Source organism: Streptomyces sp. NPDC001920 (assembly GCF_053594495.1).
The window spans coordinates 13,573-39,081 of the sequence record NZ_JBSFEP010000030.1 but is presented as its reverse complement, the minus strand read 5'-3'; the positions used below and the strand labels follow the sequence as shown (position 1 = coordinate 39,081).

Genomic DNA, 25,509 nt, shown 5'->3' with positions numbered 1-25,509 from the left:
CGGCCCGGGGGGCGGGGTGTTGCCCGCGCCGCGGGGCCCGGCGGGGGGCCGCCGACGGCGGGGGGGGGGGGGGGGCGCCCCCCCGCCCCCCCCACCGCGGCGGGTCAGATCCCGAACGGGGCGGCGTACCGGACGGTTCCGGCGGGCAGCGGGTGGTCGGCGTCCAGGCTGAGGGCCATCAGCGCCTCATCGGGTACGTCTATGGTCACACCGATGCCGTGGGCGCGGGCGCGGGTGAAGCCGAACCGCGGGTAGTACGCCGGGTGCCCCAGGACGACGACGTGGTGCTCGCCCATGTCCTTGGCCGCGGTGAGGGCGGCTCGGACGGCAGCCGAGCCCGCGCCGCCGTTCTGCCGCTCGGGCCGGACGGCGCACGGGGCCAGGCACAGGGCCGGGGTGTCGCCGATGTGGCAGCGGGTCAGCAGCGCGTGACCGACGGGGTGGCCGGTGTCGTCCGTGGCCAGCACGGACAGGCCCTCGATCCACGAGGAGTCGGCGCGCAGCGCGTCGACGAGGTCGGCCTCCACAGGTGTCTCGAACGCGGCCAGGAGGATGTCACGGACCACGGGGATGTCGGCGCTGGTCTCAGCGCGCGTGATCCAGTTGCGCATGATGGATGGAGATCCGTTCCGGAGAGGTGTTCGTGTGGTCGCCCGGCGAGCTCACGCTCTCAGCCGGGGCGGACGGGACGTGGTCAGGCCACGGCCCGGGACGTGAGGGAGACCCGGGCACTGCGCACGGTGGCCTTGAGCGCGGTCATCAACCCCACCTCCCGGTTCTGTGAACTCCGTCGACACGAACAGCCACGAGCATACACAGCCACAACGCCGCGTCACCCCGCCGAGCCGCCGCCCGACGCGGTCGACAGATGGGTGAGGATGCCGCACACCTCGTCCACGATCTCCCGGGCCTCTCCCTCGTCCGCGCAGTCGCCCAGTTCACGTGCCGCCCCGCCGATGACGGTGGTCAGCACCCGCACCCGGACCCGGCCGGCGCGGCGCTTCTCGTCGACTTCGAGGAGCCGGGCGTTGCGCCGCACCCAGGCTCGGTCCCACTGGCGGCGCAGGACGTCGAAGCCCGCTGGACCGTCGTCCTCGGCGAAGAGCCCGGCGAGCCGCCGGTTCGCCCAGGCCCCCTCCAGGTACGCCCTCGCGCCCGCCACGAAGAGGGCGACCGGGTCGTCCACGCCACACTCGCGGGCGGCTGCCAGGGTGGCCGCGGTCCGACGCTCCTGCTCCTCCCGGAACTCCTCCCACAGAGCGAGGTAGAGCCCCTGCTTCCCGCCGTAGTGCTGGAAGAGGCTGCCCATCGGGAGGCCGGAGCGCACCACGATCTCGGTGAGCACGGCCTCGGCGTAGCCGCGTTCCGTGAACACCTCCAGCGCGGTCTCCAGCAGGGTGTGGCGGACCGAGCCGTGCGGCCCGGCCTGGTCCTGCGGTGGCCGTGACGCCGTCCCGGTTCCGGCGGTCTCGGTGCTGCCGCTCACGGGCGCTCCCCACTTTCCGCGGCGCCGTCGCGGATGGCGAGGGCGACCAGTAGTTCCACGAGGTCGGCGATCCGGCGCGGATTGAGTCCGGTGCGTTCCTCGATCCGGCGCAGGCGGTACTGCGCCGTGTTGTGGTGTATCCGCAGCCGGTCGGCGGCCAGCCGCAGGTTGAGGTCCGCCTCCGCGAAGGCCCGGATGGTGGCAACCCAGGTGTCGCCGCGCCCGCGGTCCTCCTCCAGCAGCGCACGCACCCGGGGGTCGACCAGCTGGCGGGCGAGGTCGTCGGCGCGCAGCGCCAGGTAGTCGAACGGGGACAGCCGAGGCAGCGCCGCGACACCGCCCCCGTGCGGCACCAGGTCCAGAGCGGCCCGCGCCTCCTGGTACGCGCGGGGCAGCTCGCCGGCACCCCGGGCGACGGTGCTGATGCCCATGGAGAGAATGGTCCCTTCCCGTGCGAGCCGTTTCTGCACGGCCTCGAAGTGGGCGCAGATGTCCTCCGCCTCCATGCCGACACGGACCACCGGCACGGCCACCACCTCCCCGTGGCGGACGACCACCAGGGTGCGGCCGGCCCAGGGCCCGGCGACACTGATGGACGCGCTCGCGGCATACCCGTGCTCGGCCAGGGTCAGGTCGCCGGTACGGGTGTCGCCGACGCACACCGCCACGACCGCCATCATCGCCGAGTGCGGACCGATGCCGTACGCCTGTGCCGCGGCGAGCAGCGGACCACGTGCCGGAGCGGCACCGGCGAGCAGCTGGTCGAGGAGGTCCCGGCGCTCCCGGTCCGCGTCCGCCACGACGTGCTGCTGGTACTCGACATAGGCCTGCGCGGCGTGCGTGCTGGCGTAGTCGACGTACCGCATCAGCGGTGTGACGAGGGACAGGGCGGCCTGCTGTGCCTCGGCGGACGTCCCCGCGCAGTTCAGCAGCGCGTCCCACAGCACCTGCCGGCCCACCCGGAAGGCGCTGATCCAGTCCTCCAGTGCGAAGCCCGCGCGTGCCCTGCGCATGGCCGCCGCGCGGCTGAAGACCAGGTCCTCGGGGGCGAAGTCCCGGTCGCCGGCCAGCGCGGCCAGCTGCATCCGGTAGTGGGTGAGCACCTGGTCGCGTACGTCGTCGAAGAACTGCTCGTCCTGCAGCGCGTACGACGGGATCTCCGTGCGCATCACCGCCACGGCGGTCTCGGCGACCTCCTCGATCCGGTCGTGGACGTCGCGCAGGATCCGCCTGCGCTCCCGGTGGAGCGGTGCGGACAGTGCGGGAGCGCCCAAGGCGGGGCCGCGTGGCATGGCGCAGATCGTCGCCGTCCTGTCGTGTCCCGTCAACAGGCTCGGCGGGGGGTGTTCGCGGGGCTTTGGGCGCGGCGCACAAGCCGGGGCCGGCGAAGTTGGGTGCTCGCACCCAATGTGTGGGGTGAAGGCCCCCACCTACTGTGACGCTCGCCCACCCCCCAGGACCTCGGAAAGGGCGTCACTCATGCTCGCGGTCGACGGTATCACCGTGCGCTTCGGCGGGATCACGGCGCTGGACGGTGTCGCTTTCACCGTCGAGCCGGGCACCGCCGTGGGCCTCATCGGTCCGAACGGAGCCGGCAAGACCACCTTGTTCAACTGCCTGACCAGGCGCTGCACTCCGGACGCGGGGACGGTGCGGTTCGAGGGTGAGGATCTGCTCGCCCTGCCGCCGCACGCCGTCGCCGGGCGCGGCATCGCCCGCACCTTCCAGAACCTGGGGCTGTTCCCCCGGCTGACGGTCCGGGACAACGTCATGGTCGGCGCCCACAGCCGGGGGCGTACGGGACACGTCGCCGCGGCGCTCCGGCTGCCCCGCGTCCGGCGGGAGGAGGCTGAACTGCGTGACCAGGCCGATGACTTGCTCCAGCGGCTCGACCTGGCCGATGTCGCCGACCACCCCGCGTCCGGGCTGCCCTTCGGCACGCTCAAACGGGTCGAGCTCGCCCGGGCGCTCGCGGTGCGGCCCCGGCTGCTGCTGCTCGACGAACCCGTCAACGGCCTCAGCCACGGCGAGGTCGACCAATTCGCGGATCTGGTCCGGGCGGTGTCCCAGGACCACGACCTGACCCTGGTGGTGGTCGAACACCACATGGGGTTCGTGATGGGCCTGTGCGACAAGGTGGTGTGCCTCGACTTCGGGCGCAAGATCGCCGAGGGCCCCCCGGAGGAGATCCAGCGCGACCCGGCCGTCATCGAGGCCTATCTGGGGGTGCCCGCATGAGCGAGCCCACCACCGCGAGCGCCGAGGCCGGGGCGGGCGAGGAGCAGGACTTCCTGAAGGTGTCCGGCCTGCACGCCGGATACGGCCAGGCCCGGGTGCTGCAAGGTCTCGACTTCGGCGTCGCACGGGGCGAGGTGTGCGCGATCCTCGGGCCCAACGGCGCGGGCAAGACGACGACCCTGCGGGCCCTGTGCGGCATGCTCCGCGGCCGCGGCTCGGTGACCTTGGACGGTACCGAGCTGCTCGGCCGCTCACCCGAGCAGGCCGCCCGACTCGGAGTGGCCCACGTGCCCGAGGGCCGGGGCACCTTCAACGAGCTCACCGTCGAGGAGAACCTGCGCATCGGTGCCCACCTGCGCACCGGCCACTTCAGGCGCGGCCGTGCCGAGCGGAGCGCCGTGGCGGCCGACCTGGAGCGGATCTACGGCTACTTCCCCAAGCTGCGCCAGCGGTCCCGGCAGGCCGCGGGCAGCCTCAGCGGCGGCGAGCAGCAGATGCTCGCCATCGGCCGGGCCCTGATGCTGCGGCCCTCGCTGCTGCTTCTGGACGAGCCGTCGCTGGGCCTCGCACCGCTCGTCACTCGCGAGCTGTTCGACATCGTCCGTGCCGTCAACGAGGAGGAACGCACCACCGTGGTCGTCGTCGAGCAGAACGCCCAGCTCGCCCTGGACATCGCGCACAGGGCCCATGTACTGGAGGCCGGTCGTCTGGTCCTGTCCGGGCCCGCCGACCGGATCCGCGAGGACGGGCAGGTCGCCGAGGTGTACCTCGGTGTCTCCGTCCGTACCGGAACGGGCGGGTGAGCACCGTGATCGAACTGCTCCAGCAAGTGGTGGAAGGCATCGGCTCCGGCGCGGTGTACGCGAGCCTCGCGCTGGCCCTGGTCCTGATCCACCGGTTCACGGGCATCGTCAACTTCGCGCAGGGCGAGCTCGCCATGATCTCCACCTACGTGGCCTGGCAGCTCGTGGCCTCCGGAATGTCGTTCTGGCTCGCGCTGCCCGTCACCCTCGCGGTGTCCTTCGCCGGCGGCATGCTGATCGAACGGGTCGTCATCCGTCCCGTGCAGGGCGCGCCCGAACTGACCGTGGTCATCGTCACCGTCGGCCTGTTCATCTTCGTCAACGCCATGGCCGGTCTGATCTGGTCCTTCACCGTGAAGGACTTCCCGCAGCCCTTCCCCGACGGAGGCATCGACCTGGCCGGGGTGCGCGTGGACTGGTCGACCCTCGGGATCATCGCGGTGGTGGCCGCGGTCATGGCCCTGCTGTACCTGCTGTTCCAGCACACCTCGGTCGGCCTGGTGATGCGGGCCGTCGCCTGCAACCCCGCCTCCGCCCGGCTGTCGGGCATCCGCGTCGGCAGGGTGCTGATGCTCGGCTGGGGACTGGCCGCGACGGTCGGCGCGGTGTCGGGCGTCCTCGTCGCGCCGCTGCTGTTCCTGGAGCCCAACATGATGGGCGGGGTCCTGATCTACGCGTTCGCCGCGGCCACCCTCGGAGGCTTCGACAGCCCCGTCGGCGCGGTCGTCGGCGGCCTGCTCGTGGGCGTCGCCGAAACACTGGCCGGGGCGTACGTGGACGTCATCGGCGCCGATCTGAAGGTGGGCGTACCCCTGTTGATCATCCTGGCGGTCCTGCTGGTGCGGCCGCAGGGCCTGTTCGGACGGGCGGCGGTGGAGCGCGCATGAGCACCCTTCCCACCACACCCGCGACGGACCGCTCCCGACGCCTGCGGGTCGCCCTCATCGGGCTCCTCGCGGCGGGGCTCGCCCTGGGCACACCCTTCTACTTCGCGCCCTTCCAGGTCTTCCAGCTGACCATGGTGCTGCTGTACGCGGTGGCCCTGGCGGGACTGAATCTGCTGGTCGGATTCGGCGGGCAGATCTCGCTCGGCCACGGTGCGTTCTTCGCGGCAGGGGCCTATACGGCGGCGGTCATGCTCGACCGGTACGACACCGGCCACCTGGCCACGCTGCCGGTCGCCGCCCTCGTCTGCTTCCTGCTGGGCCTCGGTTTCGGGGTGCCCGCCCTGCGGTTGCGGGGGCTGTACCTGGCCCTGGTCACCCTGTCGTTCGCCGTCTTCCTGCCACCCCTGCTCAAACGGCTGGAGGTGGTGACGGGCGGCTCGATGGGCCTGACCGTGGACAAGCTCCAGCCGCCCGCGTGGAGCGGTCTCGCCGAGGACCAGTGGATGTACCTCGTCGTCCTCGCCGTCACCGCGGTGACCCTGCTGCTCGCCCGCAACCTGCTGCGCTCCCGCGTCGGTCGCGCCCTGCTCGCCGTACGGGACAACGAGAGCGCCGCGGAGGTCATGGGCGTACGGCTGTCGCTGCACAAGACCCTCGCCTTCGCGTGGAGCGCCATGTTCGCCGGCGTCTCCGGGTGTGTGTACACCTGGGTGATCGGCTACGTCTCACCCGACTCGTTCAGCTTCGTCCTGTCCATCACGCTGCTGGCCGGCCTGGTCGTCGGCGGGCTCGCCTCGCTGTACGGACCGCTGCTCGGGGCGGCGTTCGTGATGTACGTGCCGAGCGTGGCCCAGGACATCAGCGACGCCGCGCCCGGGGTGGTCTTCGGCCTGCTGATCATCGTGGTGATGTTCGTCGCCCCGACGGGACTGGCCGGTCTGGTGGGCCGGGCCCGGGGCGCCGTCGCCCGTCGGCTGACACGCACCACGACCCTGTCCGACCGCTCCCGGCCCCAGCCCACGCCCGACATCAAGCCGACGTCCTCGTCCTCCGTGCCGTCCGCTCCCGCGGATCCCGCACCGACCGACGCCGAACCCGTGGGCGCACCGCCCCGCACGGAAAAGGAATGACTCACATGCCCAAGACGACCGCTCTGCGGACGGCCGCGGCCGCGTCCGCCGCTCTGCTCCTCGCCGGCGCATGCAGCAGCCAGCGTGGCAACGACGAACAAGGCACCGCCGCCGACGGCGCGTGCAAGGGTCAGCAGACCACCGGCATCACCGACACGACCATCAAACTGGGCGGAATTTACCCGCTGTCGGGGCCGGCCTCCGCGTACGGCACCATCAGCAAGGGCGTCGACACCTACTTCAAGCACGTCAACGACAAGGGCGGCATAGACGGCCGCAAGGTGGAGTTCGTCGTCCGCGACGACGGCTACCAGCCGCCCAAGGCGGTCGAGGAGGCCCGCAGACTCGTCGAGCGGGAGAAGGTGTTCGCCGTGTTCCAGAGTCTGGGCACCCCGTCCACCGCGGCCGTGTGGGACTACCTCGACAAGCAGAAGGTGCCGCAGCCCTTCGTGGCCACGGGCGCCTCCATATGGGGCACGGACGACAAGCACCCCTGGACCATCGGCTGGCAGCCCAACTACGTCTCCGAGGCACGGGTGTACGCCAAGTACCTCAAGGACGAGAAGCCCAAGGCCGAGGTCGCGGTCCTCTTCCAGAACGACGACTTCGGCAAGGACCTGCTCGGCGGGTTCAAGGAGGCCGTCGCCGGCAGTGGCATCAAGGTGGTCGCCGAGGAGAGCTACGAGGTCACCGACCCGTCGGTGTCGGCGCAGATGACCAGCCTCGCCCGCTCCGAGGCGGACGTCCTGCTCAACATCACCACACCAAAGTTCGGCAGCCAGGCCCTCGCCGCCGACGCCAAGAACACCAAGTGGAACCCGCTGCACATCGTCAACGCCGTGTCCTCGTCCGCCGCCGTGCTCAAGCCCGTCGGTTTCAAGAACGTGCAGGGCGTGGTCTCGGCGACGTACTTCAAGGACCCGGCGGACCCCCAGTGGGCCGACGACCCGGAGATGAAGACGTACAACGAGGCGCTGGACAAGTACGCGCCCGACTCCGACCCGACCAACCAGTTCAACGCCTACGGCTGGGCCGTCGCCTCCAGCCTGCACAAGGCCCTGGACACCATGAAGTGCCCGACCAGGGAGGGGCTGCGGGACGCGGTGCGCGACCTGAAGGACGTGAAGGTGGGCATGCTGCTGCCCGGTGTCACCCTGGCCACCGGGCCCGACGACGGCTTCCCGATCGAGACGATGCAGCTGATGCGGTTCAAGGGCGAGCGGTGGCAGCTGTTCGGTGAGCCGGTGGACACCCGCAAGGAGTTCGGGGCGCCGGGGCACTGAGCCGGCAGGGGCGGTCCCCGATCGACGCCCCGGCGTTCGGGGACCGCCCGCCCTCGGCCGCAGTGAGCTCTCGGGCACCGTCTCGCGGCGCCTCCTCCAGGCGGATCCAGTGAAGTTGACTGCCCTGGGGAGGCGTCTGGTCGGGGCCTTCAGAACACTCAGAAGCCACGCACCTGCCGGCGCACAAGCCCTACCCCTTTTCGAGCGAGCGGGAGCTCAACGCGATCCTCAAGCTTGCCGAGCTGCCGATCGGCAGCGCACCTCGCGATATACGGGGCTGCGGCCACGCCGGTGGTGGCCCGGGGGCAGGGTGATCGAGCTGCCCGGCAGGGCGTTGGCGGCCATCACCGCGGCCCGCAGGCTGCACGAGCCCGCGGCGGTGAGGCACCGGCCGTCCGACGGGTCGGCGTCGACCGCGTCGGCCGTGGTGTCCACGGTGAACTCGGCGGGCCCGGCCACCGGGGGAGCGGAGGGAGCGTTCCATTCAGACCCTGCCGTGTCCACGACGGGGGCGGCGATGGCCGAATGGGGACGGCGCTGCCGCAGGGGGCGGTACGTCGCGCCGGGGCGGCCGTCACGGGCGGGGGAGCGGGCCGTCAGTGGCATACTGCTCGTCCGATGAGCGAACCGAACAAGGCGGCCCCCCGCCCCGCGACCAAGCGTGACGAACAGCGAGAAGCCTCCCGCCGCGGGCTGTTGAACGCGGCGGTGGAGATCCTGGCGGAGGAGGGCTACCTCGGGTTGACGGTGAAGAAGGTCGGCGACCGTGCCGGAGTCAGCCGAGGCATGGTCAACTACCACTTCACGTCGAAAGCGGGACTGGTCGAAGCCGTGGTGGCCGACATCCGCGAGGCGTTCGTCGACGTGGTCCGGGCGCTGCCCGGCTACCCGCGGATGAGCGGGCTGGAAGCGGTACTTGCCAAGCTCGACAAGTTCTTCGCCCTCCTGGCCGAACCCGGGCCGGGGCTGCGGGCACGCGCGCTGCTGGTGCTCCTCGTCGAGGCGGTCGGCAGCGCCGACGGGGTCAAGGACTTGATGGCCGAGCACCTCAGTCTCGTGCGGACCGGCGTCGAGGAGGACATCCGGCGGGGGATCGCCGACGGAAGCATCCGCCCGGACCTGGACACGGTCGCGCAGGCGTTCCTGGTGGAGAGCATCGCTCGCGGCGTGCTCCTCCAGTATCAACTGGGCTCCGCCCGCACCCGGCTGGCGGACATCGCACGGGCCGCCCACGAGATGCTGGTGCTCGGGCTCGCGTCCACGCGGCGCGACGGCTGAGCTCCCGCTCGCCCGTGGACGGACCGTGCGGGGCGACGGCTGGCTTCCGCTCGCCCGTGGACGGGCCGTCCCCTTACTGCCAGTTCCCGGCGGGAACGGGGGTGCCGCGCCTCAGACGGCACTGAGCCCGCCGTCCACCACCAGGCTCTGGCCCGTGATGTAGGAGGCGCGGTCGGAGAGCAGAAACGTGACGGCCTCCGCGACCTCCCAAGCGGTGCCCTGGCGCCCCAGGGGGATACGGGCCAACGACGCTGTCCGGGAGGACCGCCCGGCCGAGGCCTGCCGTCCCATGGGTGTGTCGATCAGGCCGGGTACGACAAGATTGGCGCGGATCCGGCGGGCCCCTCCCTCCTTGGCGACGTGGCGGGTGAGCCCGAACAGACCGGCCTTGGAGCTGTCGTACGCCGGTGAGTTCGTGGCGGCGCGCAGCCCTGCGACAGACCCGATGAAGACGATGGCGCCGCCGTCGGACAACGACGCGAGCGCGTGCCTGGCGGCCAGGAAGGGTGCGCGCAGGTTCAGGGAGAGCACCCGGTCCCAGTCCTCGGGAGAGGAGCCTTCCAGCCCGGTGCCCAGACCCACCCCCACGTTGACCACCAGCGCATCCAGTCCACCCAGCCCGCGTACCGCCTCGGCGACCATGGCCGCCGACTGCTCGGCCTCCGTGGCGTCGCCCACCACGACCGTGCCCAACCTGCCCTGTTGAACGACCAGTTCGGCGGTCGTGGCCGCGGGCGGGAGCGGACAGGTCGGCGCAGGCGACGTCGGCGCCCTCCCGAGCGGCTTGGACGGCGATCGCCCGACCGTTGCCGACGGGTGCGCCCGGGTCGTCGTCGGGGCGGGTGCCCGCGCCGATCACCAGCACTTTGCGGCCGGCCAGGCGGGGGACCGACTGCTCCGGGTGCCCGTCACTCATGGGTGCGGTCCCTCTCCGCGAAGCCCGTGCCGTCGAAACCGGCGTCCAGCTCCACATCGGCGGAGTTCAAGAAGAAGGCCACCAGGTGGTACTGCCCCACCAGCATGACGATCTCGATCAGTTCGGCGTCGCCGAAGTGATCGGCGAGAACCTCCCAGGTGGCGTCGGACAGCCGCGCGCCGCGGTTCAGTTCGTCCGCCGCCCGGATCAGATGCTCCTGGAGGTCCGTCCAGCCGGGTGTCGCCGGCCCTTCGGTGATGCGGTCGATCTCCGCCTCCGTGACGCCCGCGGCCCTGGCCAGGGGGCGGTGACGTCCCCACTCGTACCGGGAGCCGGTGTTCCACGCGGTACGCAGGATCAGCAACTCGCGCAGGTGCGACGGCAGGAGGCCGTCGCGGAGCAAGTGCCCCGCGAAGGGCATGAACTGCTCGTAGAGGTCGGGGTGGCGCACGAGTGTGGTGAAGATGTTCGGGGTCCGGTCTCCGGGGTCGCGGGGCGCGATGGCCAGCAGACTCCGGGTCCGAGCGTCCCACTGATCTTCCGGGAGCGGCGTGAGCCGTGGACGGGTCTCTTGGGGGGCTTCGTGGCGCTGTGACATGGCGACCTCCGGCGTCCGAGGGGCACACCATAAGAGACTGGCTGAACGCTTAGCAAGCGAAATCCCGACCGACGGTGAAGGTGTTTGTCCCGAACGATGTTCGGTTTCTCGGACTCCAGGTACCGTGAGTGTCTCAGGCAGGGCGCTACCAGGGCGGAGCGCCAAGCGATACGGGGTGGAGCGATGGCCCGACCGACCAAACCGATCCTCAGCCGGGCCGGCATCTGCGAGGCGGCGCTGGACATCGTGGACCGCGACGGGCTCGACGGGCTGTCGATGCGCAAGCTCGCCCGGGAACTCGGCGTCCAGGTCTCCTCGCTGTACGAGCACGTCAAAACCAAGGACGACGTCCTCCACGAGGTCGCCAACACCATCATGGAGAGCGTGGACGTCTCCGGATTCGAGGCCGGCGACTGGCGGCACGGCGTGGCATCCTGGGCCCGCTCCTACCGCGCGGCGCTCGCCGCCCACCCCCACATCGTGCCGTTCCTCGCCTACGGTCCGGCCCGCCGCGAGGCCTCCCTGCGGCGGGCCGACGCCGTGCACGGCGGTCTGGTCGGGGCCGGGTGGCCCGCGCGCTACGCCACGATGATCGGAGCCTCGACCAAGTACCTGGTCATCGGATCGGCGATGACCTCCTTCGCCCGCGGCTTCGACGACGACGTACAGGTCTACGTCGAGCGGTACGCGCACCTGGCGGAGGCCCACCGCCTGGCCGACCACGCCGACACCATCGACCGGGACAGCTTCGAACTGGCCCTGGAGATGTTCCTCGACGGTCTCGGCCGCCTGCACGAGCGCGTCGCGTCCGGCCGCGACGCGGGGTGACTCCCCGGGCACGACGGCTGAGCCGCGTCGGCGTGAACGATTCCAGCTCCCGCGGCTGACCCAGAGCTGACCGGCGTCGGAAGCGGCCGGTCCGCGCCCCCGTGCGCCCGCTGCCACACCCGCACTCGCCGGATGCCCGCCCCTGCGCCTCCTTGTGACCGACGCCTTGTCCTGCACCGTGGTCCACTCTAAGCTCCCCGAACCGAACGGCGTTCGGTTAGCTCGTCAGGTGACTTCCGCACCGGCACGGCCCGACGCCATCGCCACTCCCGAGGAGTTGATGCCGTGTACGGGTCCCACGAGCCGCCTCCCGGTTCCCATGAACAGCGCCACGGGTTCCACCCACCCCGCAGCAGACCGACGGTGTACGCCGACCGGTTCCCCGAGGACGGGGCCGCCCTGTCCGAGGCGGTGACCGCCCTCGCGGCGCTGCGGGCCGCGCGGCGTTCCCGGATCGTCCCCGTCGCCGCGGCCGTGTTCGGGCTGTACCTGCTCAATGCCCTCCTGGTGAGCGCGGCGCGGGACATGATGGCGATACGCATAGTCGGCCATCTGAACGTCGGACTGGGGCTGGCACTGGTGCAGTGCGGCACCACACTCGCCGTCTGCCGGTGGTACGCCCGCTATGCGAGCACGACCCTGGATCCGCTGGTCGACAGGGCCCGCGCGGGGTTCGGGGCGCGAGGGGAGGAGCGTTGACCACCGCCTCCGTCCTCGCACAGGGGAACCACGCCGGAGTCGTCATCGCCGTCTTCGCGGTCTTCGTCGTCGGTGTCGTGCTCATCTCCCTGCTCGACGCCTCCGAGAAGGACACGCCCCGCCGCTTCTTCGTCAGCGGCCGCCGACTGTCCTCCTCGCGCAACGGCATCGCGCTCTTCGGCGACTTCATCTCCGCCGCGACGCTGCTGGGCACCCCCGGGCTGATCGCCCTGGCCGGCTTCGACGGCATCCCCTACCTGCTCGGGCCCATCGTCGCCTGGGCGGTGATCCTCCTGCTGATCGCGGAACCGATCCACAACACGGGCCGCTACACGGTCGGCGACGTCCTCGCGCGCCATCTGCGCCCGCGTCCCGTCCACCTGGCCCTGGGGCTGGCCACACTGGTGATCTCCCTGCTCTATCTGACGGCCCAACTGGTGGGCGCCGGTGCCCTCGCCGCCCCGCTGCTCGGCATCTCCGGAACCGTCGCCCAGAACTTCCTGATGCTGTTCCTCGGTGTCCTGATGATCATCTACGTCGCCATCAGCGGTATGCACGGCGCGACGCTGGTCCAATGCTTCAAGGCGGCCTTCCTGATCGTCGCCAGCGCGTTCCTGGCGCTGCTCGTGCTGGCGAGGTTCGGCTGGAACCCCAGCGACCTGCTCGGAGCCGCGGCCGAACGCAGCGGCCTGGGCGAGCAGTTCCTGGCGCCCGGAGCACGGACCCAGGGCGGTGTCACCGACGGGCTGGACGGGCTGAGTCTGCAACTGGGAGCGGTGCTCGGAGCCGCGGGTCTTCCGCACCTCCTGCTGCGGCTGGGAGCTGTGCCCACCGCGCGGGCCGCCCGCAGATCCGTCCAGTGGACGGCCGTCCTCACGTGCGTCTTCTGCGTGACGGCCGGGGTGCTGGGATTCGGCGCGGCGGCCGTGGTCGGCCCGGCGGAGGTCACGAACGGGAACGCATCGGGCAACACGGCGACCCTCCTTCTGAGCGACTCCCTCGGCGGATCGGTGCTGCTCACCGTGATGTCCTGCGTGGCGTTCGCCACGATCCTGGCCGTCGTGGCGGGAGTGGCTCTCGCCGCGGCGACCTCGATGGCCCACGACATCTACGGCGTGGTCATCAGGAAGGGGCGCGCCACCGAGTCCCAGGAAGTGCTGGTGGCCCGCGCGTCCGTGATCCTGATCGGCTCCGCGGCGACAGCCCTCGCCCTGTGGGCCTCGCACATCAACGTCTCCTTCGCCGCCGGACTCGCCTTCGCCGTCGCCGCCTCGGCCGTGCTCCCGGCGCTGCTGTACGGCCTGTACTGGCGGGGCTTCACCACCACCGGAGCGGTGTGGAGCATCTACGGCGGCCTGATCTGCGCGGTGGCTCTGGCCGCGCTGTCTCCCGCCGTCTCCGGCAGTCCGACGGCGTTGCTCCCCGACAGGGACTTCGCCGTGTTCCCGCTGAAGAACCCGGGCATCGTCTCCATCCCCGTGGCCCTGCTGCTCGGATGGCTCGGCTCCGTACTGAGCAGGGACCGGCCCCACCCGGCCGCCAGGGCCGCCTTCGAGCGCCGTGTGCTCGTGGGCGGCGACGCCTCCTGAGGACCCGCCGCACGCGCGTGCCGGCGGTGCTGCCGGCCGCCGGTCCCGTCGTACGCACACCGTCCTACCCGCCGTGACCGGGTCCCCGGTCACGGCGGATCAGGTCGGCACGCGACGTGATGCCCAGGCGCTCGAAGACGCGCCGCAGGTGGTAGTCGACCGTGCGCGGGCTGAGGCACAGCCGGGCTGCCACCTCCTTGTTGGTCGCGCCCTGGGCCACCAGCCGCACGATCTGCTGCTGACGGGGGGTCAGAATCGGTGGGCCGGCTTCGGGAGCGGGGGCCTCGTTCTGCGCGGGGTCCCACTCGTCCCCGGTGGCGCGCAGCTCGGCCCGGGCCCGGTCGAGCCACAGCCGCGCCCGGTGCCTGCGGAAGACGTCCGCCGCCTCCCGCAACTGGGCGCGGGCGTCGGCGCGTCGGCGCTCGCGGTTGAGGTACTCGCCGTAGAGCAGGCTCGTACGGGCCAGTTCCAGTTCGCGCTCGCCGATCGGGTGCAGACGCAGCGCGCGCCGGAAATGGTGCTCGGCGTCGCCGGTTGCCAGCAGGGCGCGGCACCGGGTCGCCAGCGCGGTGGGCCATCCCCGGCCGATCGCCTCCGCCCAGGGCACGAAGGCCGCCACGGCGCGTTCGGCCCGCTGCCGCTCCCCGGCCCGGACGGCGGCCTCCACATAGCTGGGCACTGCCTCGATCGCGACACCGGGATGTCCGAGCCGCGTACGGACGAGCCGACGCAGCTTGGCGGCCGCCTCGGCCCAGTGTCCGGAGGCGAGATCGAGGTGAGCCAGGCCCCACAGGCCGAGGGCGGAGGCGGGTCCCGGGCCGTGCGCCTGTGCTTCGCCGACGACGCGGTCCGCGTACCGCCCGCACGCCGCGGCGTCTCCGGTGACACCGGCGGTGAGCATCAGGATCCCCATCAGATTGCGCACACAGGCGAGTTGACCCGTCGCGCGGGCGAGTCGAAGTGCCTCGGTGGCGGTGAGGGCCGCGGTGTCCGGCCCGCTCAGCCAGCACTCCGGATACGAGAGGTACTGCATCGCGTGCACCACCGCCGGAGTGTCACCCTCCGCCCGCGCCCGCGCCACCGCCCGGCCGGCCAGCGCACGGGCGCGGGCGTCGTCGGCGACGAACAGCGCACTGTGCGACGCCCACGCGAGCAGCTGAGGGTCGTCCGTGTGCGCCGCCGAGTCGAGACGTTCGCGTAACCGGGGGACCGCGGCCGCCGGCTGCCCGCGCAGCGAATCGGCGACCGCCAGCAGGACGTCGACGGCCCATCGGTGCGCCGGCTGCTGTTCCTCCCGCGCCGAGCCGTCGATCACGGCCAGCGCGCGTCGGCCGGCCCGCACGGACAGGTCTGTGGTCCCCGCGTGCAGGCCCGCTTCCCCCGCTGCGACCAGCGCCTTGACGGCCAGCGGCGGGTTGTCACCGGCCAGCAGGTCGGCGGCGGTCAGGAGCGAGTCGACGGCGTCCGGCGCGGTGGTGTGCTGCAGGGAGATCAGCCCTTTCAGGTAGGCGATGTGCCCCCGTGGTGACGACGTCTGATCCCCGCCGACCAGGGTGTCCGCCCGCTCCAGCAGCCGTGCCGCACGCCGCGGTCGTCCGGCACACCGGCTGTGGTCGGCCGCGGTGACCAGGCGGCGTCCCCTCAGGTCGGCCTCGCGGGTCAGCTGGGCGGAGCGTTCCATGAGCGTCGCCGCCTGCGCCGACCTGCCGTCCCGGCGTGCGCGGGCGGCCTGACGCTCCAGCTCGTCGGCCAGTTCGGCGTCGGCCTCCGACAGCAGGGCCGCCTCATGTCGGCAACGACGACCGTCGTGGGTGTCGGCGAACGCCCGCGCCAGCGTGTCGTGCGCCCAGTGCCGTTCGGCGAGATCCGCTCCCTGGCAGATGGCCCGGCCGAGATCGTCGTGCCGGAACGAGATCACGGTCCTGGACGTGGTGAGCAAGCCGGCGGTCTCGGCCGGTGCCAGGGCCGCAGGGTCGATGCCCGCCCGTCGGGCGACGCGGAGGAGGGTCAGGGGGTCGAGGTCCGGTTCCGCGGCCAGCAGCAACAGCAGTCTTCGGCAGTCATCGGGCAGCCGGCGGAACTCGGCCAGCCGGCGCCGCGCCAGGCGAGGTGCGAGGGGCAGCGGATCGGGCAGCCGGGACAATCGGCTCAGCTGCGCGGGGGAGAGCGTCCGCAACAACTCCAGCAGAACCAAGGGGTTGCCGTCGGCTTCATGGAGGAGCAGCTCGCGCACGGCAGGCGCCACGGGAGAGGACCGGGCCCGGGCGATGAGGAGCAGGCAGTCCTCCTCGGTCAGCCCCGCCAGAGGGAGTACGGGCACTCCCGACCCGGCGTCGCAGGCGTGACTGTCCGCGGAGGCCAGCATCAGGACCCTCTCGGCGCTGATCCTGCGGGCGACGAAGCCGAGGGCGTACCGCGACTCGGCGTCGACGTGGTGCAGGTCGTCCACGACGACCAGCACCGGACCGCGGCCGCTCGTCCTCGCCAGGAGTGCCAGCACGGCGATCCCGACGAGGGACCGTTCCCCGGCCGGCGGGACGTTCCCGAGCAGCAGGTGCTGAAGCAGCTCACGGGAGCGCGAGGGCAGTCGAGGGATGTCGGTGGCCAGCTGCCTGACCAGCTGCTGCACGGCTCCGTACACCAGATTCCGCTCCGCCGGCACCCCGCCCGCCGCGACCGTGCGGAAGCCCTCGGCCGACCGGGACGCGTGGCGCAGCAGTGCGGTCTTGCCGATGCCGTCGTCGCCGGTCAGGAGCAGGGCGCCGCCGTGGCCTGCGCGGCAGGCGTTCACCGCTGCCGTGAGCCGCCGGCGCTCGGCCTGTCTGCCGACGATGGGGGGTTGCTCGGTGCCGTACGTCATGACGCACGCTCCCGGCTCGATGCCTCAGGTCGAGAATAATGACTATTCTCGACAGGCGGCGCAAGGGCGGCGTCGTCCGAAATGCCTGTGCTTCACGGCCACTTGGAGGGCGGCTGCGCGGTTAGGCTGGGGACGTGGCAGAGCCTGATTCCCTGGCAGGGCAGTCCGGTGCCCTCATCCGTGACCGGCTGATAGAGGCGGCCGTCCTCGAATTCGGTGAGCGGGGTTACGACCGGGCGCGGGTGCAAGACATAGCCCGTCGCGCCGGGCTGTCCACCGGTGCGATCTACGGCAACTTCAGGAACAAGGCCGACCTTCTCGCCGAGGCGGTCGATCGTGGTCTGGCAGCCGCCGCCCGCAAGCTGGGGGAGGAGCTCGACCGTGGGGCGGCCTCCACCGACCTGCTGGAGATGGTCACCACCGACCTCTCCGACCCGCGCCGGCGCACCTGGGCTCCCCTGGTCAGCGAGGCGCTCGCCGCCGCGCGACGGGACGACGAGGTCGCCCGGCGCGTGCACACCGCCTTGCGCAGGGCGGAGGCGAGACTGACGGAACTGGTCGAACTCGCCCAGCGCGAGGGGTCGCTGGCCCCCGAGATCGACGCGGCGGCCTGCGCCCGCCTGGTGCTGTGCGTGTCCCTCGGGGGTGACGTACTCACCGCCGTGGACTTCGAGGCCCCGGACCGCAGCGCCTGGACCGCACTGGTGCACAGGCTCTTCACCGGGCTGGCCTCGACCACCGCCGCCCGCAGCGTGACCCCCGGCCGGCGCCGCGCCGGGAAGCCTTAGCGGCGGAACAGCGGCTGAACCACGAGGCGGCACCCGCCCGAATCGGTGAAGTCGCCGGTGTTGCGCGGGCCCGAGGGACGGGCGCGCCGAGGAGCCGCTGGTCAGCAACTCGGCGCGCATTCATGGGTTTTCATCGCGGGCGCGATCGGTTGACAGTGGAAAGACCGCCCGTCACTCTACGGGCAGTCAAGCGAGGCGATTATCGGTGAGGGAGACCCCCTCGATAAGCGCTGTCCGCTCTTGAGGCATCGAACGTCACGCATTCCTGGCGGGGAAGAACGTCAACTTCCGACGCCGGTCGACGCCCCATACCCATGCGTAGCGGTCGATTCGGAGAAACGCCTTTCCGGTAAAGGAAGGAAATCATGCTGCACCGAAAACTCGCGATGAGTGCCGCAATCGTCACCATGGCACTGGCCGCCGGAACCGTGCCCCTCACCGCCTCGGCCGCCACCGCCCCCGACGCGCCGCGGCAGGACCGTGGACCGCAGGTCACGACCGTACGGTACGGTCCCTTCACCCTTCCGGCAGCGTCCGGGCACGACCACGGGGAGACGGGCAACCGACTCTCCTTCAACGTCCAGAAGCCGTGCGACGACTGTTTCATCACCGGATTCAAGCCCAATCTGATCTACGAGAACGGGTCGAACGCCAACGTGAACACCGGTCCGATGCTGCATCACGTGGTGATGGGCAACCACCGTAAAAGCGATGTCGTGTGCAAGGGGTCGCGGCGCATATTCGCGTCCGGCAACGAGCGGGTGGAAACCGTCCTGCCTTCCGGATACGGCTTCGAGGTCGCCCGAGGTGAGCGGTGGAACATGCTCTACGACCTGATGAACCACGCCCCGGAGAAGAAGACGGTGTACATCTCCATCACGTACACGCATGAATCCGCGGCCGACTCGCGGCTCACACCGGTGACACCGATCTGGATGGACGCGGGCGGATGTCTCGGCAGCGTCTACGACGCTCCGGAAGGAGTCAGCGAGAAGACCCGGCGGTGGCGGTCCACGATCTCCGGGCGACTGGTGCACATGCGCGGCCATCTCCACCACGGCGGTCACTCGGTGCGAACCGAGAACGTCACCACCGGCAAGACCCTGTGCACCATCGTGGCGGAGGAAGGCGGCAGCCCCGAGTTCATCGATCTGCACGGCAACACCGAGATCTCGGCCATGCCGCCCTGCAGCGGTGACCCCCTCGGCACGATCCGCCGGGGAGACGTCCTGCAGATCACCAGCAGGTACGAGATCGAGGGACACTCGCACGGCGACGTCATGGGGATCATGGCCGGCTGGGTGGCCCGGGACTGATCCGCCTCAGGCGGTGGGGCGCGGCCGGTGCCCGCTCCACCGCCCCGCCACGGAGGTGATCTCATGAGTCCGGGCCCGTCCGGCGGACGCCGCCACGGCTGGACACTCCTCGGCGCCGACGCGCTCGTCTGCCTGGCCTGGGCGGGCGGTGTGGGGGCGGCACTCCACGTGGAGGCCGGCCCTGCCGTGCGTACGGTCGCGCTGTTCGTGCATCTGGGGGCGCTGATCATCGGTCTGGGCTCGGTGCTGACCATCGACTACTACGGCACACTGTGGCTGCTGGGAAGGCGAAGCCTGCGTCAGGCACTGGAGTTCGCCGGCCCGCTGCATGTGCCCGTGTGGGCGGGGCTGGCCGGCCTGGTGCTGAGCGGGACCGCCCTCGACCCCGACCCGCGGGCGCCCCTCACACGGCTCAAGCTGGTGCTCGTCCTCCTCGTCGCGCTCAACGGAGTACACGCGCAGGCCCTGCACCGCACCCTGCTCGATCAGCCGGCCGCCCGGCCCCCACGACGGCTGCTGGTGCGGGCGGTGATCGCGTCCGTCCTCTCCCAACTCGGCTGGTGGGGCGCCGTGACGATCGGGTTCCTCAACAGCCGGGCATGACGGCGCACGAGCTGTCGAGGCGGGCGTCCTGCCTCCGACCGGTCAGCACCCGTAAGGGCTGCGGTCCCCGGGCCGCCCCGCGGCAGGGCTCACTCCTCGCGGCACACCGTGTCCGGGTCGGCGCCGGCACGGCCCGGAGGCGGGGACAGCGGCTGCTCACTGCCGGCCGGCCGGCCGCACACGGTCACCGAACGCACCTTCTGGCCGCGGTAGGTCACCCGCACGATCTTGTATCCGTGCCCCCGCTGGTCGGCGTAGGGCTGGCTGCCGGCGAAACTCACCGTGCCGACCGGCAGGTTCGGGTTCGGACGCCAGCGCAGATCGGCCCAGGTCTCCGGGGCGGTCTGCGGCGCGTCGCCGTTCTTCGAAGCCCGGTACAGCACCGCGGTCGCGCTGTAGGACAGCACCGTCTGGCCGCTGGAGAAGAGGGCGTCGTTCCAGGGCCGGGCCGGGTCGGCGAGCGGGGCCGCCGCGCCCGAGGGGAGCAGGCCGCCGAGCACGCGGTGGGCGTCCTGGTAGAAGCCGGTCGCGCCGACGAGGTCCATGGGGGCCAGCGCGAAGTGGTAGAGGGTGACCTCGGACGGAATGCGCAGGCTCTCCCCCTCGTCGTAGTTGCTCTTGGCCAGGTCGTCGCCGGTGAACACGGTGATGTCCCGGCCGGAGCAACCCGGGGTGGAGCCCAGTTGGGACATCAGGTTGGGGACGTCCTCCACTCTGCCGGCGAAGTACAGGGCCCTGGGCACCGGGGCGCCGGCGCAGATGTCCTCGACCGGCTCGGTGAGTTCCGGTTCGCCGTTGGGGCTCAGCCGGTACGAGCGGGAGGGCAGCGGGACGAACCCGGCCCGGTTCAGCATCTGCTTGCCCACCCTGGCCTGTTCGGTCGTGTAGAAGTCCTTCTCGCTGCCGACCTTGCGCGCCAGCACCACCGCCCGGGAACCGTCCTCGCGCCGGGCGAGCTGCCGGGCGACGACGAGCAGTGCGTTCGCCTCCTCCTCGTCGGTGGCGGCCAGACCGAACCAGTTCGACAGCTTCCGCGCCAGATGGCTGCCGGAGTTTGTGGTGCTCACCACGGGCAGGCCGGCGCCCTTGAGGATCTCCACGGCGTCATCGCTCTCCGTGGTGTCGCGCCCGAGACCGACGACCCCGACGACCGACCGGTCACGCCGGGCCAGTTCCGCTATGTGCCGGGCCATGGGCAGCACCTGGAGCATGTTCTCGCCGGCGTTGGCGAGCAGGACTCTTATCTTGGTCGGCTGGTGGGTGCTGACGTTGGCGTAGTGCTGGTAGAGGTAGACACCCGTGATCTCCTCCAGGCCCTTGCGGGTGCCGGACTCCTCCGCCGCGGTGACCGGGCCGGCGTAGACGATCGTCACGTACTTGTCCTGAGAGCCGATCCTCGCGTTCTCCGCCCTGATCGCCTGCTCGACGGCGTCGAAGGTGATGCCCTTGCCGGCGCCGTAGAGTTCCAGTCCGTTGCCCGCCGCCAGCCGTACGGTCCCGGTCGCGACCCCCACACACTCGCCGCCCACCAGCACCGAGTCCGTGTTGGAGCCGATCAGCCGGCCCTCGCAGTAGCGCTGGGCCATCCACCGGTTGCCCAGGAAACCGAGGACGAGGCCGATGGCGAGGACCACCGCCAGACAGGGCCTGGACCACAGCAGCCAGACGGCCGTACGGCGGATCCGGGCGGTGGAGTGCTGCGCGGAGTGCCGGCGGCGCAACTCCTCGGCGGACAGCGGTATCCGCAGGATCCACGGCAACGCGGCCGATCGCCCGGGCGACTGGCCGACGTTGAGGTGGTTCACCCACTCCTGGTACCTGGCGTCCGCGCCGAAGGCCCGCTCCGGATCGTCCCCCTCGGGCCCGTCGGGCCGGGCCACGGCGAGCCGCCCCGGCTCCTCGGAACCGGGAGGCCGCAGCCGCTCGGCCGCCGGGATCGCGGCCAGGACCAGCAGCGGGTCCACCTCGCTGCGGCGGCTGCGCACGTTGCTGACCGCCCGCAGCAACAGCAGGCCGCCGTCGTCCTCGGTGGCACACGGCAGATACACCACGGGCGGGACCGTGCGCTTGCGGCGGCGCAGATCCAGCGTCCGCGGCCGGAAGTTCTCACGGAGATCCTCCAGCAGGGCCAGCATCCGCAGCTCCAGATGGAACTGACGGGCCGTCATGTCACCCGCCTCGGCGGCGACGACCTGCTGCGCCACGGCGAAGGCCCGCCCCCGGATCGTCTCCCAGGACTTCGTCGGCCGCCACCGGGACCACTCGGCGGCCTCCGGCCGGTCGCTGGAAGGCGCCAGGAACGTGGTCGTCGCGAACCACCGGCTGGCCCTGCGCAGCCACAGCAGCGGCGGCGCGCTGCGCGCCAGCAGGTGCGCCACACCGAACGCCGCCAGCGCCAGGCCGCCACCCCACACCGCCGTCTGCCAGCCGCCCTCACCGAGCAGCACACTCAGGCAGGCGATGAACATCGCCCCCACGAAGCCGGACGGGTTCACCACCGCGCCGACGGTGTCGGTCAGAGCCGACACACGGCTCTCCTCGTCCGCCCCGTCCGCATCACGCCCCGGCCGCCAGCGCAACTCGGCCAGCCGCCGCATCAGCCGTTCGCGGCGCTGGGCGGCCGACCACACGGTGCTCACCTCCCCGCCGACCTCCGGCGCGGCCTGCTCGATGGCGCGCAGCAGCCGCGAGCGCGGAAAGCCGAACGGCTTGTACTGCGACTGGTTCTGGTTGTCCCACGGGTGCTCGCACAACTGGCGGACCATGTCGATCGCCGAGGAGTACGCGTCCACGCCGCCTCCGCCGTCCAGCCGTTTGGCGATCAGCCCCCGCGGCTGATGGCCCTGCCGGACGAACTCCACGATCTGCGCGACCCGCCGGTCCAGAGTGCCGGTGCCGTCCTCCTCGGCGGCCTGCAGCACCACCAGCGGCGTCACCGGCGGGTTGTCCCGGAAGTTGTCGATGAGACGTCTCATCAACTCGAACACCGCGTCAGCCGCCCCTATCCCGGCGCTGCCGCTCCATACCTCTCTTGCCACTCGTACCGCCCCCGTCGCATCCGCCCTGCCCGGCACCCCCGGATCCGATGCTGATACCCACCCCGAAACCTGCCTGCACCGCACGGAGGCTGTCGTTCTCACGACTTGTCAGAGCGTCGGCGAGCAGCGGACCGCCGCGGCGGCCGACCGTCCGGCACACGCACCGGCCCATGGCGCCCCCTGTGACAGGTCCGCCCCTGTCGGCGCTGAGATCAACGTGATCATTGACGTGACGTACGGGGAGGACTGGGACGCCGCCTCCCGTACGGTCCTCGGACCCCTCAGCCGGGAACGCGCCGCGAGCCGGGACGCCGCGGGCGAGCAGTACGCCGTGGTGCTGCGCGAGCGGGAGCGACCTCAGCCGATCGCCGTGCTGAACATCGCCTGGGCGCACGACTACCTGGGGGTCTGGGCGTACGACGAGCAGGGCCGCCGCACCCGCGAGTTCGACCTGCGCCGCCTGGAACCCGACCGGCTCTTCTGCCGCCACATCGCCGAATGGCGGTACGACTCCGACGACATGGAGGAGTTCGCCGACGAGGCGGGCCGCGTTCTCATCGACCTCTACCCGGACGGCACGGGCGGGAAGATCTCCGAACCCCACGGCGTCAGGGGCGCTTCCCTGCACACCCTCGCCGGTGTGCCGGACGAGCAGCGCTGGGTACCGGCCCCCGCGTTCGGCGACTGGGGATGGGCGGTCGCCCTCGCCACCGGTGGGCCGCCACCCGAACTCACCCTGAGCCAAGCCCCGGTGGAGACGCCCGGCCAGGACGGCCCGGCGGAGAACCGGGGGAACGCTCGTGCCGCCGCCCCCGGGTGGTGTCCACCCAGCCCCCTGCGCCCTCGCCACCTCGACGAGATGTTCACGCCCGGCACCCGGTTCACCCCGCCGGACTCCCACGCGACCGGCTCGTACGTCGTCGAGCGCGTCATCGACGCCGGAACGCTCCGGCTGCCCACCGGACGGGTCGTGGCCTGCGACCCGGGCTGGATCGACCCCGGCGAGCCGTTCACCGTCACCGTCCCGCCCGGCGCCCACCCCGTGCAGATCGCGACCGCGTCCTACCCGACCGAGCACTGGGGCAAGTCGCTGCACATGGAGGACTTCACGGGAGCGCGCCTCCTCGTCTCGGGCGAACCGACGGTCACCTGGGAGATGGCGCTGCGCCCCGGCGAGGACCCGCGGACCCTGCGGCAGGGCGAGTTCTACGGCTTCGGCGTGGACACCGGCACCGGCTGCTTCGTCGACGCCGTGGCGGCCGACACGCTCACCGGCGGCGAGAACACCATCCCGGACGAGGACGACACCGACGGCATCGTCGTCCTCGACGACCCGGAATCCGGAGCCAACCTCATCGTCTACCCGAGCGGTATGGGAGACGGCTCCTACCCGGTGTGGATCGGCCGGGACGCCGACGGCGAGGTCACATGCCTGCTCGCCGACATGCTGATCCTGCGCGGTCAGGAGCTGCTGGCGGACGGGGCCGAGCCGCAGCGGACGGCGCGGACGCCCGCGGGGTGACCGTCACAGGCCGAACAGCTTCGCCGCGTTGTCGTGGCACACCGCCCGCAGCCACTCCTCCGTGAGCTCCAGCCGTTCCAGGGCGTGCAGCTGCTGCAGATACGGATAGGGGATGTTGGGGAAGTCGGAGCCGAGCAGGACGCGTTCGCGCAGTCCGGCCAGCCGGGGCAGGGCCCGGCGGGGGAACGGCATGAGTCCCTCGGTGAAGTCGGTGAAGGCCATCGTCGTGTCCAGCCGCACCTCCCCGTACCGCTCGGCGAGGCCGAGGAACTCCTCGTACTCGGGCATCCCCAGATGGGCGACGATCAGGCGCAGCCGGGGATTGCGGGCCAGCACCCGGGTGATCGGCTCGGGGCCGGTGTGCTTGCCGGGGGCGGGTCCCGAGCCGCAGTGGATCACCACCGGGATCCCTGCCTCGGCCAGCAGCCCCCAGGCCGGCGCGAGCAACTCGTCGGCCGGGTCGTAGGCCCCCACCTGCACATGCGCCTTGAAGACGCGCGCCCCCGCCTCGACGGCCTCCCGGACGTACGCTTCGACGCCGGGCTCGGGAAAGAGGGTGGCGGTGTGGAGGCAGTCGGGCGTGCGGCGGGCGAAGTCGGCCGCCCAGCCGTTCAGCCATCGGGCCATGCCGGGCTTGTGCGGATAGAGCATCGAGGTGAAGGCCCGAACGCCGAACTCCCTGAGCAGGGCGGCCCGTTCCGCCTCCTCCCTGCGGTAGGTGATCGGCCACTCAAGGCCACCGGTCATAGGTCCGAGTGCATCGAAGTAACCCCAGACCTTGCGCAGGACGCGTTCGGGCATGAAGTGCGTGTGCACGTCGACCAGCCCGGGCAGGCCCAGCCGCTCCCAGAACCGGCGGACCTCACCCGCCTCCTCGCCCGGTGGCCCGCCTGCGTGCGCGGGATGGACGGGAGCGGCGCCGGCGGAACCGCCGGGGATGTGGTCCGCCATGCGGTGATCGTTCATGCCGCTCACCCTCGCCCCTGGCGAGGCGGCGGGTCCATGCCCGGCACACGGATGCGTGCGGGATCACTCCCGGCCGGCTCATCCGTACCGGTGCGCCGGCACGAGCGACACGCCCTCATCTCCCTTGACCTCAGGCGGACTTGAGGTTTTAGGCTGGCCGTGTCCTGATGATCGAGACGAAGGGGGCGTTGAACATGACGGTCAAGGAGTACACGCAGGAGGAAGTGGCCGCGCAGCCCATCGGCGCGTGGAGCGGTGAGGCGTACCGGCTCGTGGTCGGAGCTCTGCGTGAGCAGTTGGCGGTGGAGGGGCTCACCCAGCCGCACTGGTGGACGCTCAACCATGTCGCGGGGGAGCCGGGCAGATGGACGCGTGCGACGCTGATCGAGCGGCTGTCGCGCTGGGAGGACCTCGGGATCGACTTCAACGGCGTCTTCGACGACCTCGTCGCCCGTGGCTGGCTGGTGGAGGACGCCGGGGGCATGACGTTGACCGAGGCCGGTGAGGCAGGTCGCGTACGAGCCAGGGAACGGAACGCGCGGGTGCACCGGCAGATACACGAAGGCATCGACACGGCTGACTTCGTGACCACGATCAACGTCCTGCGCCGCATGGTCGCCAACCTCGGCGGCGACTCGGACCTCGGCTGAGAACCCGGTGCCCACGTGCGCCGACACCCCC

The 25,509-nt window shown here is 71.6% G+C and carries 23 protein-coding genes; 14 read left to right on the top strand and 9 right to left on the bottom strand.

The genetic code is table 11. From position 1 onward, the window contains the following. Positions 1 to 104: 104 nt before the first annotated feature. The 3 genes from ACWCPI_RS35945 to ACWCPI_RS35935 all read right to left on the bottom strand — a co-directional run bounded on the left by ACWCPI_RS35945 (position 105) and on the right by ACWCPI_RS35935 (position 2,778). Complete coding sequence (locus ACWCPI_RS35945) at positions 105 to 611, bottom strand: GNAT family N-acetyltransferase (RefSeq protein ID WP_451042163.1); 507 nt, start codon at positions 609 to 611, stop codon at positions 105 to 107. Positions 612 to 832: 221 nt separating this feature from the next. Continuing rightward, complete coding sequence (locus ACWCPI_RS35940; RefSeq protein WP_451042162.1) at positions 833 to 1,486, bottom strand: TetR/AcrR family transcriptional regulator; 654 nt, start codon at positions 1,484 to 1,486, stop codon at positions 833 to 835. Then, entirely contained in the window at positions 1,483 to 2,778 is a 1,296-nt protein-coding gene (locus tag ACWCPI_RS35935) for a PucR family transcriptional regulator (RefSeq protein WP_451042161.1), read from the bottom strand. Before ACWCPI_RS35935 ends, ACWCPI_RS35940 begins: the two co-directional genes overlap by 4 nt. 187 nt (positions 2,779 to 2,965) lie before the next feature. Here ACWCPI_RS35935 and ACWCPI_RS35930 point away from each other — a divergent pair, with 187 nt between their 5' ends. From ACWCPI_RS35930 to ACWCPI_RS35910, 5 genes are read left to right on the top strand one after another with little or no spacing between them, the layout of a single operon-like run. Beyond that, complete coding sequence (locus ACWCPI_RS35930) at positions 2,966 to 3,724, top strand: ABC transporter ATP-binding protein (protein ID WP_451042160.1); 759 nt, start codon at positions 2,966 to 2,968, stop codon at positions 3,722 to 3,724. Next, the gene (locus tag ACWCPI_RS35925) at positions 3,721 to 4,527 is read left to right on the top strand and encodes an ABC transporter ATP-binding protein (protein WP_451042159.1); all 807 of its coding nucleotides are present in this window, start codon (positions 3,721 to 3,723) and stop codon (positions 4,525 to 4,527) included. Before ACWCPI_RS35930 ends, ACWCPI_RS35925 begins: the two co-directional genes overlap by 4 nt. Continuing rightward, on the top strand, positions 4,524 to 5,414 hold the full coding sequence (locus tag ACWCPI_RS35920) for a branched-chain amino acid ABC transporter permease (protein WP_451042158.1): 891 nt from the start codon (positions 4,524 to 4,526) through the stop codon (positions 5,412 to 5,414). The genes ACWCPI_RS35925 and ACWCPI_RS35920 overlap by 4 nt, the downstream gene beginning before the upstream one ends. Continuing rightward, on the top strand, positions 5,411 to 6,544 hold the full coding sequence (locus ACWCPI_RS35915) for a branched-chain amino acid ABC transporter permease (protein ID WP_451042157.1): 1,134 nt from the start codon (positions 5,411 to 5,413) through the stop codon (positions 6,542 to 6,544). Before ACWCPI_RS35920 ends, ACWCPI_RS35915 begins: the two co-directional genes overlap by 4 nt. Positions 6,545 to 6,549: 5 nt before the next feature. Beyond that, positions 6,550 to 7,827 (top strand): ABC transporter substrate-binding protein, encoded by a 1,278-nt coding sequence (locus ACWCPI_RS35910; RefSeq protein ID WP_451042156.1) that lies wholly within the window; start codon positions 6,550 to 6,552, stop codon positions 7,825 to 7,827. Between the two features lie 228 nt (positions 7,828 to 8,055). Here ACWCPI_RS35910 and ACWCPI_RS35905 read toward each other — a convergent pair whose 3' ends face one another. Then, on the bottom strand, positions 8,056 to 8,286 hold the full coding sequence (locus ACWCPI_RS35905) for a CSLREA domain-containing protein (protein WP_451042155.1): 231 nt from the start codon (positions 8,284 to 8,286) through the stop codon (positions 8,056 to 8,058). 159 nt (positions 8,287 to 8,445) lie between these two features. Here ACWCPI_RS35905 and ACWCPI_RS35900 point away from each other — a divergent pair, with 159 nt between their 5' ends. After that, the gene (locus ACWCPI_RS35900; protein WP_451042154.1) at positions 8,446 to 9,105 is read left to right on the top strand and encodes a TetR/AcrR family transcriptional regulator; all 660 of its coding nucleotides are present in this window, start codon (positions 8,446 to 8,448) and stop codon (positions 9,103 to 9,105) included. 111 nt (positions 9,106 to 9,216) lie between these two features. Here ACWCPI_RS35900 and ACWCPI_RS35895 read toward each other — a convergent pair whose 3' ends face one another. Continuing rightward, a complete protein-coding gene (locus ACWCPI_RS35895) occupies positions 9,217 to 9,798 on the bottom strand; it encodes an SDR family NAD(P)-dependent oxidoreductase (protein WP_451042153.1) in 582 nt (193 codons plus the stop codon). A gap of 215 nt (positions 9,799 to 10,013) precedes the next feature. After that, entirely contained in the window at positions 10,014 to 10,619 is a 606-nt protein-coding gene (locus tag ACWCPI_RS35890) for a carboxymuconolactone decarboxylase family protein (protein ID WP_451042152.1), read from the bottom strand. Between the two features lie 183 nt (positions 10,620 to 10,802). On the opposite strand from ACWCPI_RS35890, the gene ACWCPI_RS35885 reads away from it, so the two are divergent. From ACWCPI_RS35885 to ACWCPI_RS35875, 3 genes are all read left to right on the top strand, one after another. Continuing rightward, a complete protein-coding gene (locus ACWCPI_RS35885; RefSeq protein WP_451042151.1) occupies positions 10,803 to 11,447 on the top strand; it encodes a TetR/AcrR family transcriptional regulator in 645 nt (214 codons plus the stop codon). A gap of 285 nt (positions 11,448 to 11,732) precedes the next feature. Next, a complete protein-coding gene (locus tag ACWCPI_RS35880; protein ID WP_451042150.1) occupies positions 11,733 to 12,146 on the top strand; it encodes a DUF485 domain-containing protein in 414 nt (137 codons plus the stop codon). Continuing rightward, positions 12,143 to 13,735, top strand: coding sequence for a solute symporter family protein (locus ACWCPI_RS35875; RefSeq protein WP_451042149.1), 1,593 nt, complete (start codon positions 12,143 to 12,145; stop codon positions 13,733 to 13,735). The genes ACWCPI_RS35880 and ACWCPI_RS35875 overlap by 4 nt, the downstream gene beginning before the upstream one ends. Before the next feature lie 64 nt (positions 13,736 to 13,799). Here ACWCPI_RS35875 and ACWCPI_RS35870 read toward each other — a convergent pair whose 3' ends face one another. Beyond that, positions 13,800 to 16,595, bottom strand: coding sequence for an AAA family ATPase (locus ACWCPI_RS35870; protein WP_451042148.1), 2,796 nt, complete (start codon positions 16,593 to 16,595; stop codon positions 13,800 to 13,802). Positions 16,596 to 16,729: 134 nt separating this feature from the next. On the opposite strand from ACWCPI_RS35870, the gene ACWCPI_RS35865 reads away from it, so the two are divergent. From ACWCPI_RS35865 to ACWCPI_RS35855, 3 genes are all read left to right on the top strand, one after another. Beyond that, complete coding sequence (locus tag ACWCPI_RS35865; RefSeq protein WP_451042147.1) at positions 16,730 to 17,383, top strand: TetR family transcriptional regulator; 654 nt, start codon at positions 16,730 to 16,732, stop codon at positions 17,381 to 17,383. Between the two features lie 365 nt (positions 17,384 to 17,748). Beyond that, a complete protein-coding gene (locus ACWCPI_RS35860) occupies positions 17,749 to 18,699 on the top strand; it encodes a hypothetical protein (protein ID WP_451042146.1) in 951 nt (316 codons plus the stop codon). 63 nt (positions 18,700 to 18,762) lie between these two features. Beyond that, positions 18,763 to 19,302: a hypothetical protein gene (locus ACWCPI_RS35855; RefSeq protein ID WP_451042145.1), complete on the top strand. Its 540-nt coding sequence runs from the start codon at positions 18,763 to 18,765 to the stop codon at positions 19,300 to 19,302. 89 nt (positions 19,303 to 19,391) lie between these two features. On the opposite strand, the gene ACWCPI_RS35850 is transcribed toward ACWCPI_RS35855, so the two are convergent. Continuing rightward, positions 19,392 to 22,340: a hypothetical protein gene (locus tag ACWCPI_RS35850; RefSeq protein WP_451042144.1), complete on the bottom strand. Its 2,949-nt coding sequence runs from the start codon at positions 22,338 to 22,340 to the stop codon at positions 19,392 to 19,394. Positions 22,341 to 22,557: 217 nt separating this feature from the next. Between ACWCPI_RS35850 and ACWCPI_RS35845 the strand changes: the two genes are divergently transcribed. Next, a complete protein-coding gene (locus tag ACWCPI_RS35845) occupies positions 22,558 to 23,862 on the top strand; it encodes a DUF4241 domain-containing protein (RefSeq protein ID WP_451042143.1) in 1,305 nt (434 codons plus the stop codon). 3 nt (positions 23,863 to 23,865) lie between these two features. On the opposite strand, the gene ACWCPI_RS35840 is transcribed toward ACWCPI_RS35845, so the two are convergent. Then, positions 23,866 to 24,828 (bottom strand): amidohydrolase family protein, encoded by a 963-nt coding sequence (locus tag ACWCPI_RS35840; RefSeq protein ID WP_451042142.1) that lies wholly within the window; start codon positions 24,826 to 24,828, stop codon positions 23,866 to 23,868. A 167-nt stretch (positions 24,829 to 24,995) separates the two neighbouring features. Between ACWCPI_RS35840 and ACWCPI_RS35835 the strand changes: the two genes are divergently transcribed. After that, the gene (locus ACWCPI_RS35835; protein ID WP_451042141.1) at positions 24,996 to 25,478 is read left to right on the top strand and encodes a MarR family transcriptional regulator; all 483 of its coding nucleotides are present in this window, start codon (positions 24,996 to 24,998) and stop codon (positions 25,476 to 25,478) included. The last annotated feature ends 31 nt before the right edge of the window (positions 25,479 to 25,509 follow it).

Coding starts and splice junctions, on each gene's coding strand:
- ACWCPI_RS35945 (WP_451042163.1), bottom strand. CDS start 611: ATGCGCAACTGGATCACGCGCGCTGAGACCAGCGCCGACATCCCCGTG.
- ACWCPI_RS35935 (WP_451042161.1), bottom strand. CDS start 2,778: ATGCCACGCGGCCCCGCCTTGGGCGCTCCCGCACTGTCCGCACCGCTC.
- ACWCPI_RS35930 (WP_451042160.1), top strand. CDS start 2,966: ATGCTCGCGGTCGACGGTATCACCGTGCGCTTCGGCGGGATCACGGCG.
- ACWCPI_RS35925 (WP_451042159.1), top strand. CDS start 3,721: ATGAGCGAGCCCACCACCGCGAGCGCCGAGGCCGGGGCGGGCGAGGAG.
- ACWCPI_RS35915 (WP_451042157.1), top strand. CDS start 5,411: ATGAGCACCCTTCCCACCACACCCGCGACGGACCGCTCCCGACGCCTG.
- ACWCPI_RS35910 (WP_451042156.1), top strand. CDS start 6,550: ATGCCCAAGACGACCGCTCTGCGGACGGCCGCGGCCGCGTCCGCCGCT.
- ACWCPI_RS35900 (WP_451042154.1), top strand. CDS start 8,446: ATGAGCGAACCGAACAAGGCGGCCCCCCGCCCCGCGACCAAGCGTGAC.
- ACWCPI_RS35890 (WP_451042152.1), bottom strand. CDS start 10,619: ATGTCACAGCGCCACGAAGCCCCCCAAGAGACCCGTCCACGGCTCACG.
- ACWCPI_RS35885 (WP_451042151.1), top strand. CDS start 10,803: ATGGCCCGACCGACCAAACCGATCCTCAGCCGGGCCGGCATCTGCGAG.
- ACWCPI_RS35870 (WP_451042148.1), bottom strand. CDS start 16,595: ATGACGTACGGCACCGAGCAACCCCCCATCGTCGGCAGACAGGCCGAG.
- ACWCPI_RS35860 (WP_451042146.1), top strand. CDS start 17,749: ATGCTGCACCGAAAACTCGCGATGAGTGCCGCAATCGTCACCATGGCA.
- ACWCPI_RS35855 (WP_451042145.1), top strand. CDS start 18,763: ATGAGTCCGGGCCCGTCCGGCGGACGCCGCCACGGCTGGACACTCCTC.
- ACWCPI_RS35840 (WP_451042142.1), bottom strand. CDS start 24,828: ATGAACGATCACCGCATGGCGGACCACATCCCCGGCGGTTCCGCCGGC.
- ACWCPI_RS35835 (WP_451042141.1), top strand. CDS start 24,996: ATGATCGAGACGAAGGGGGCGTTGAACATGACGGTCAAGGAGTACACG.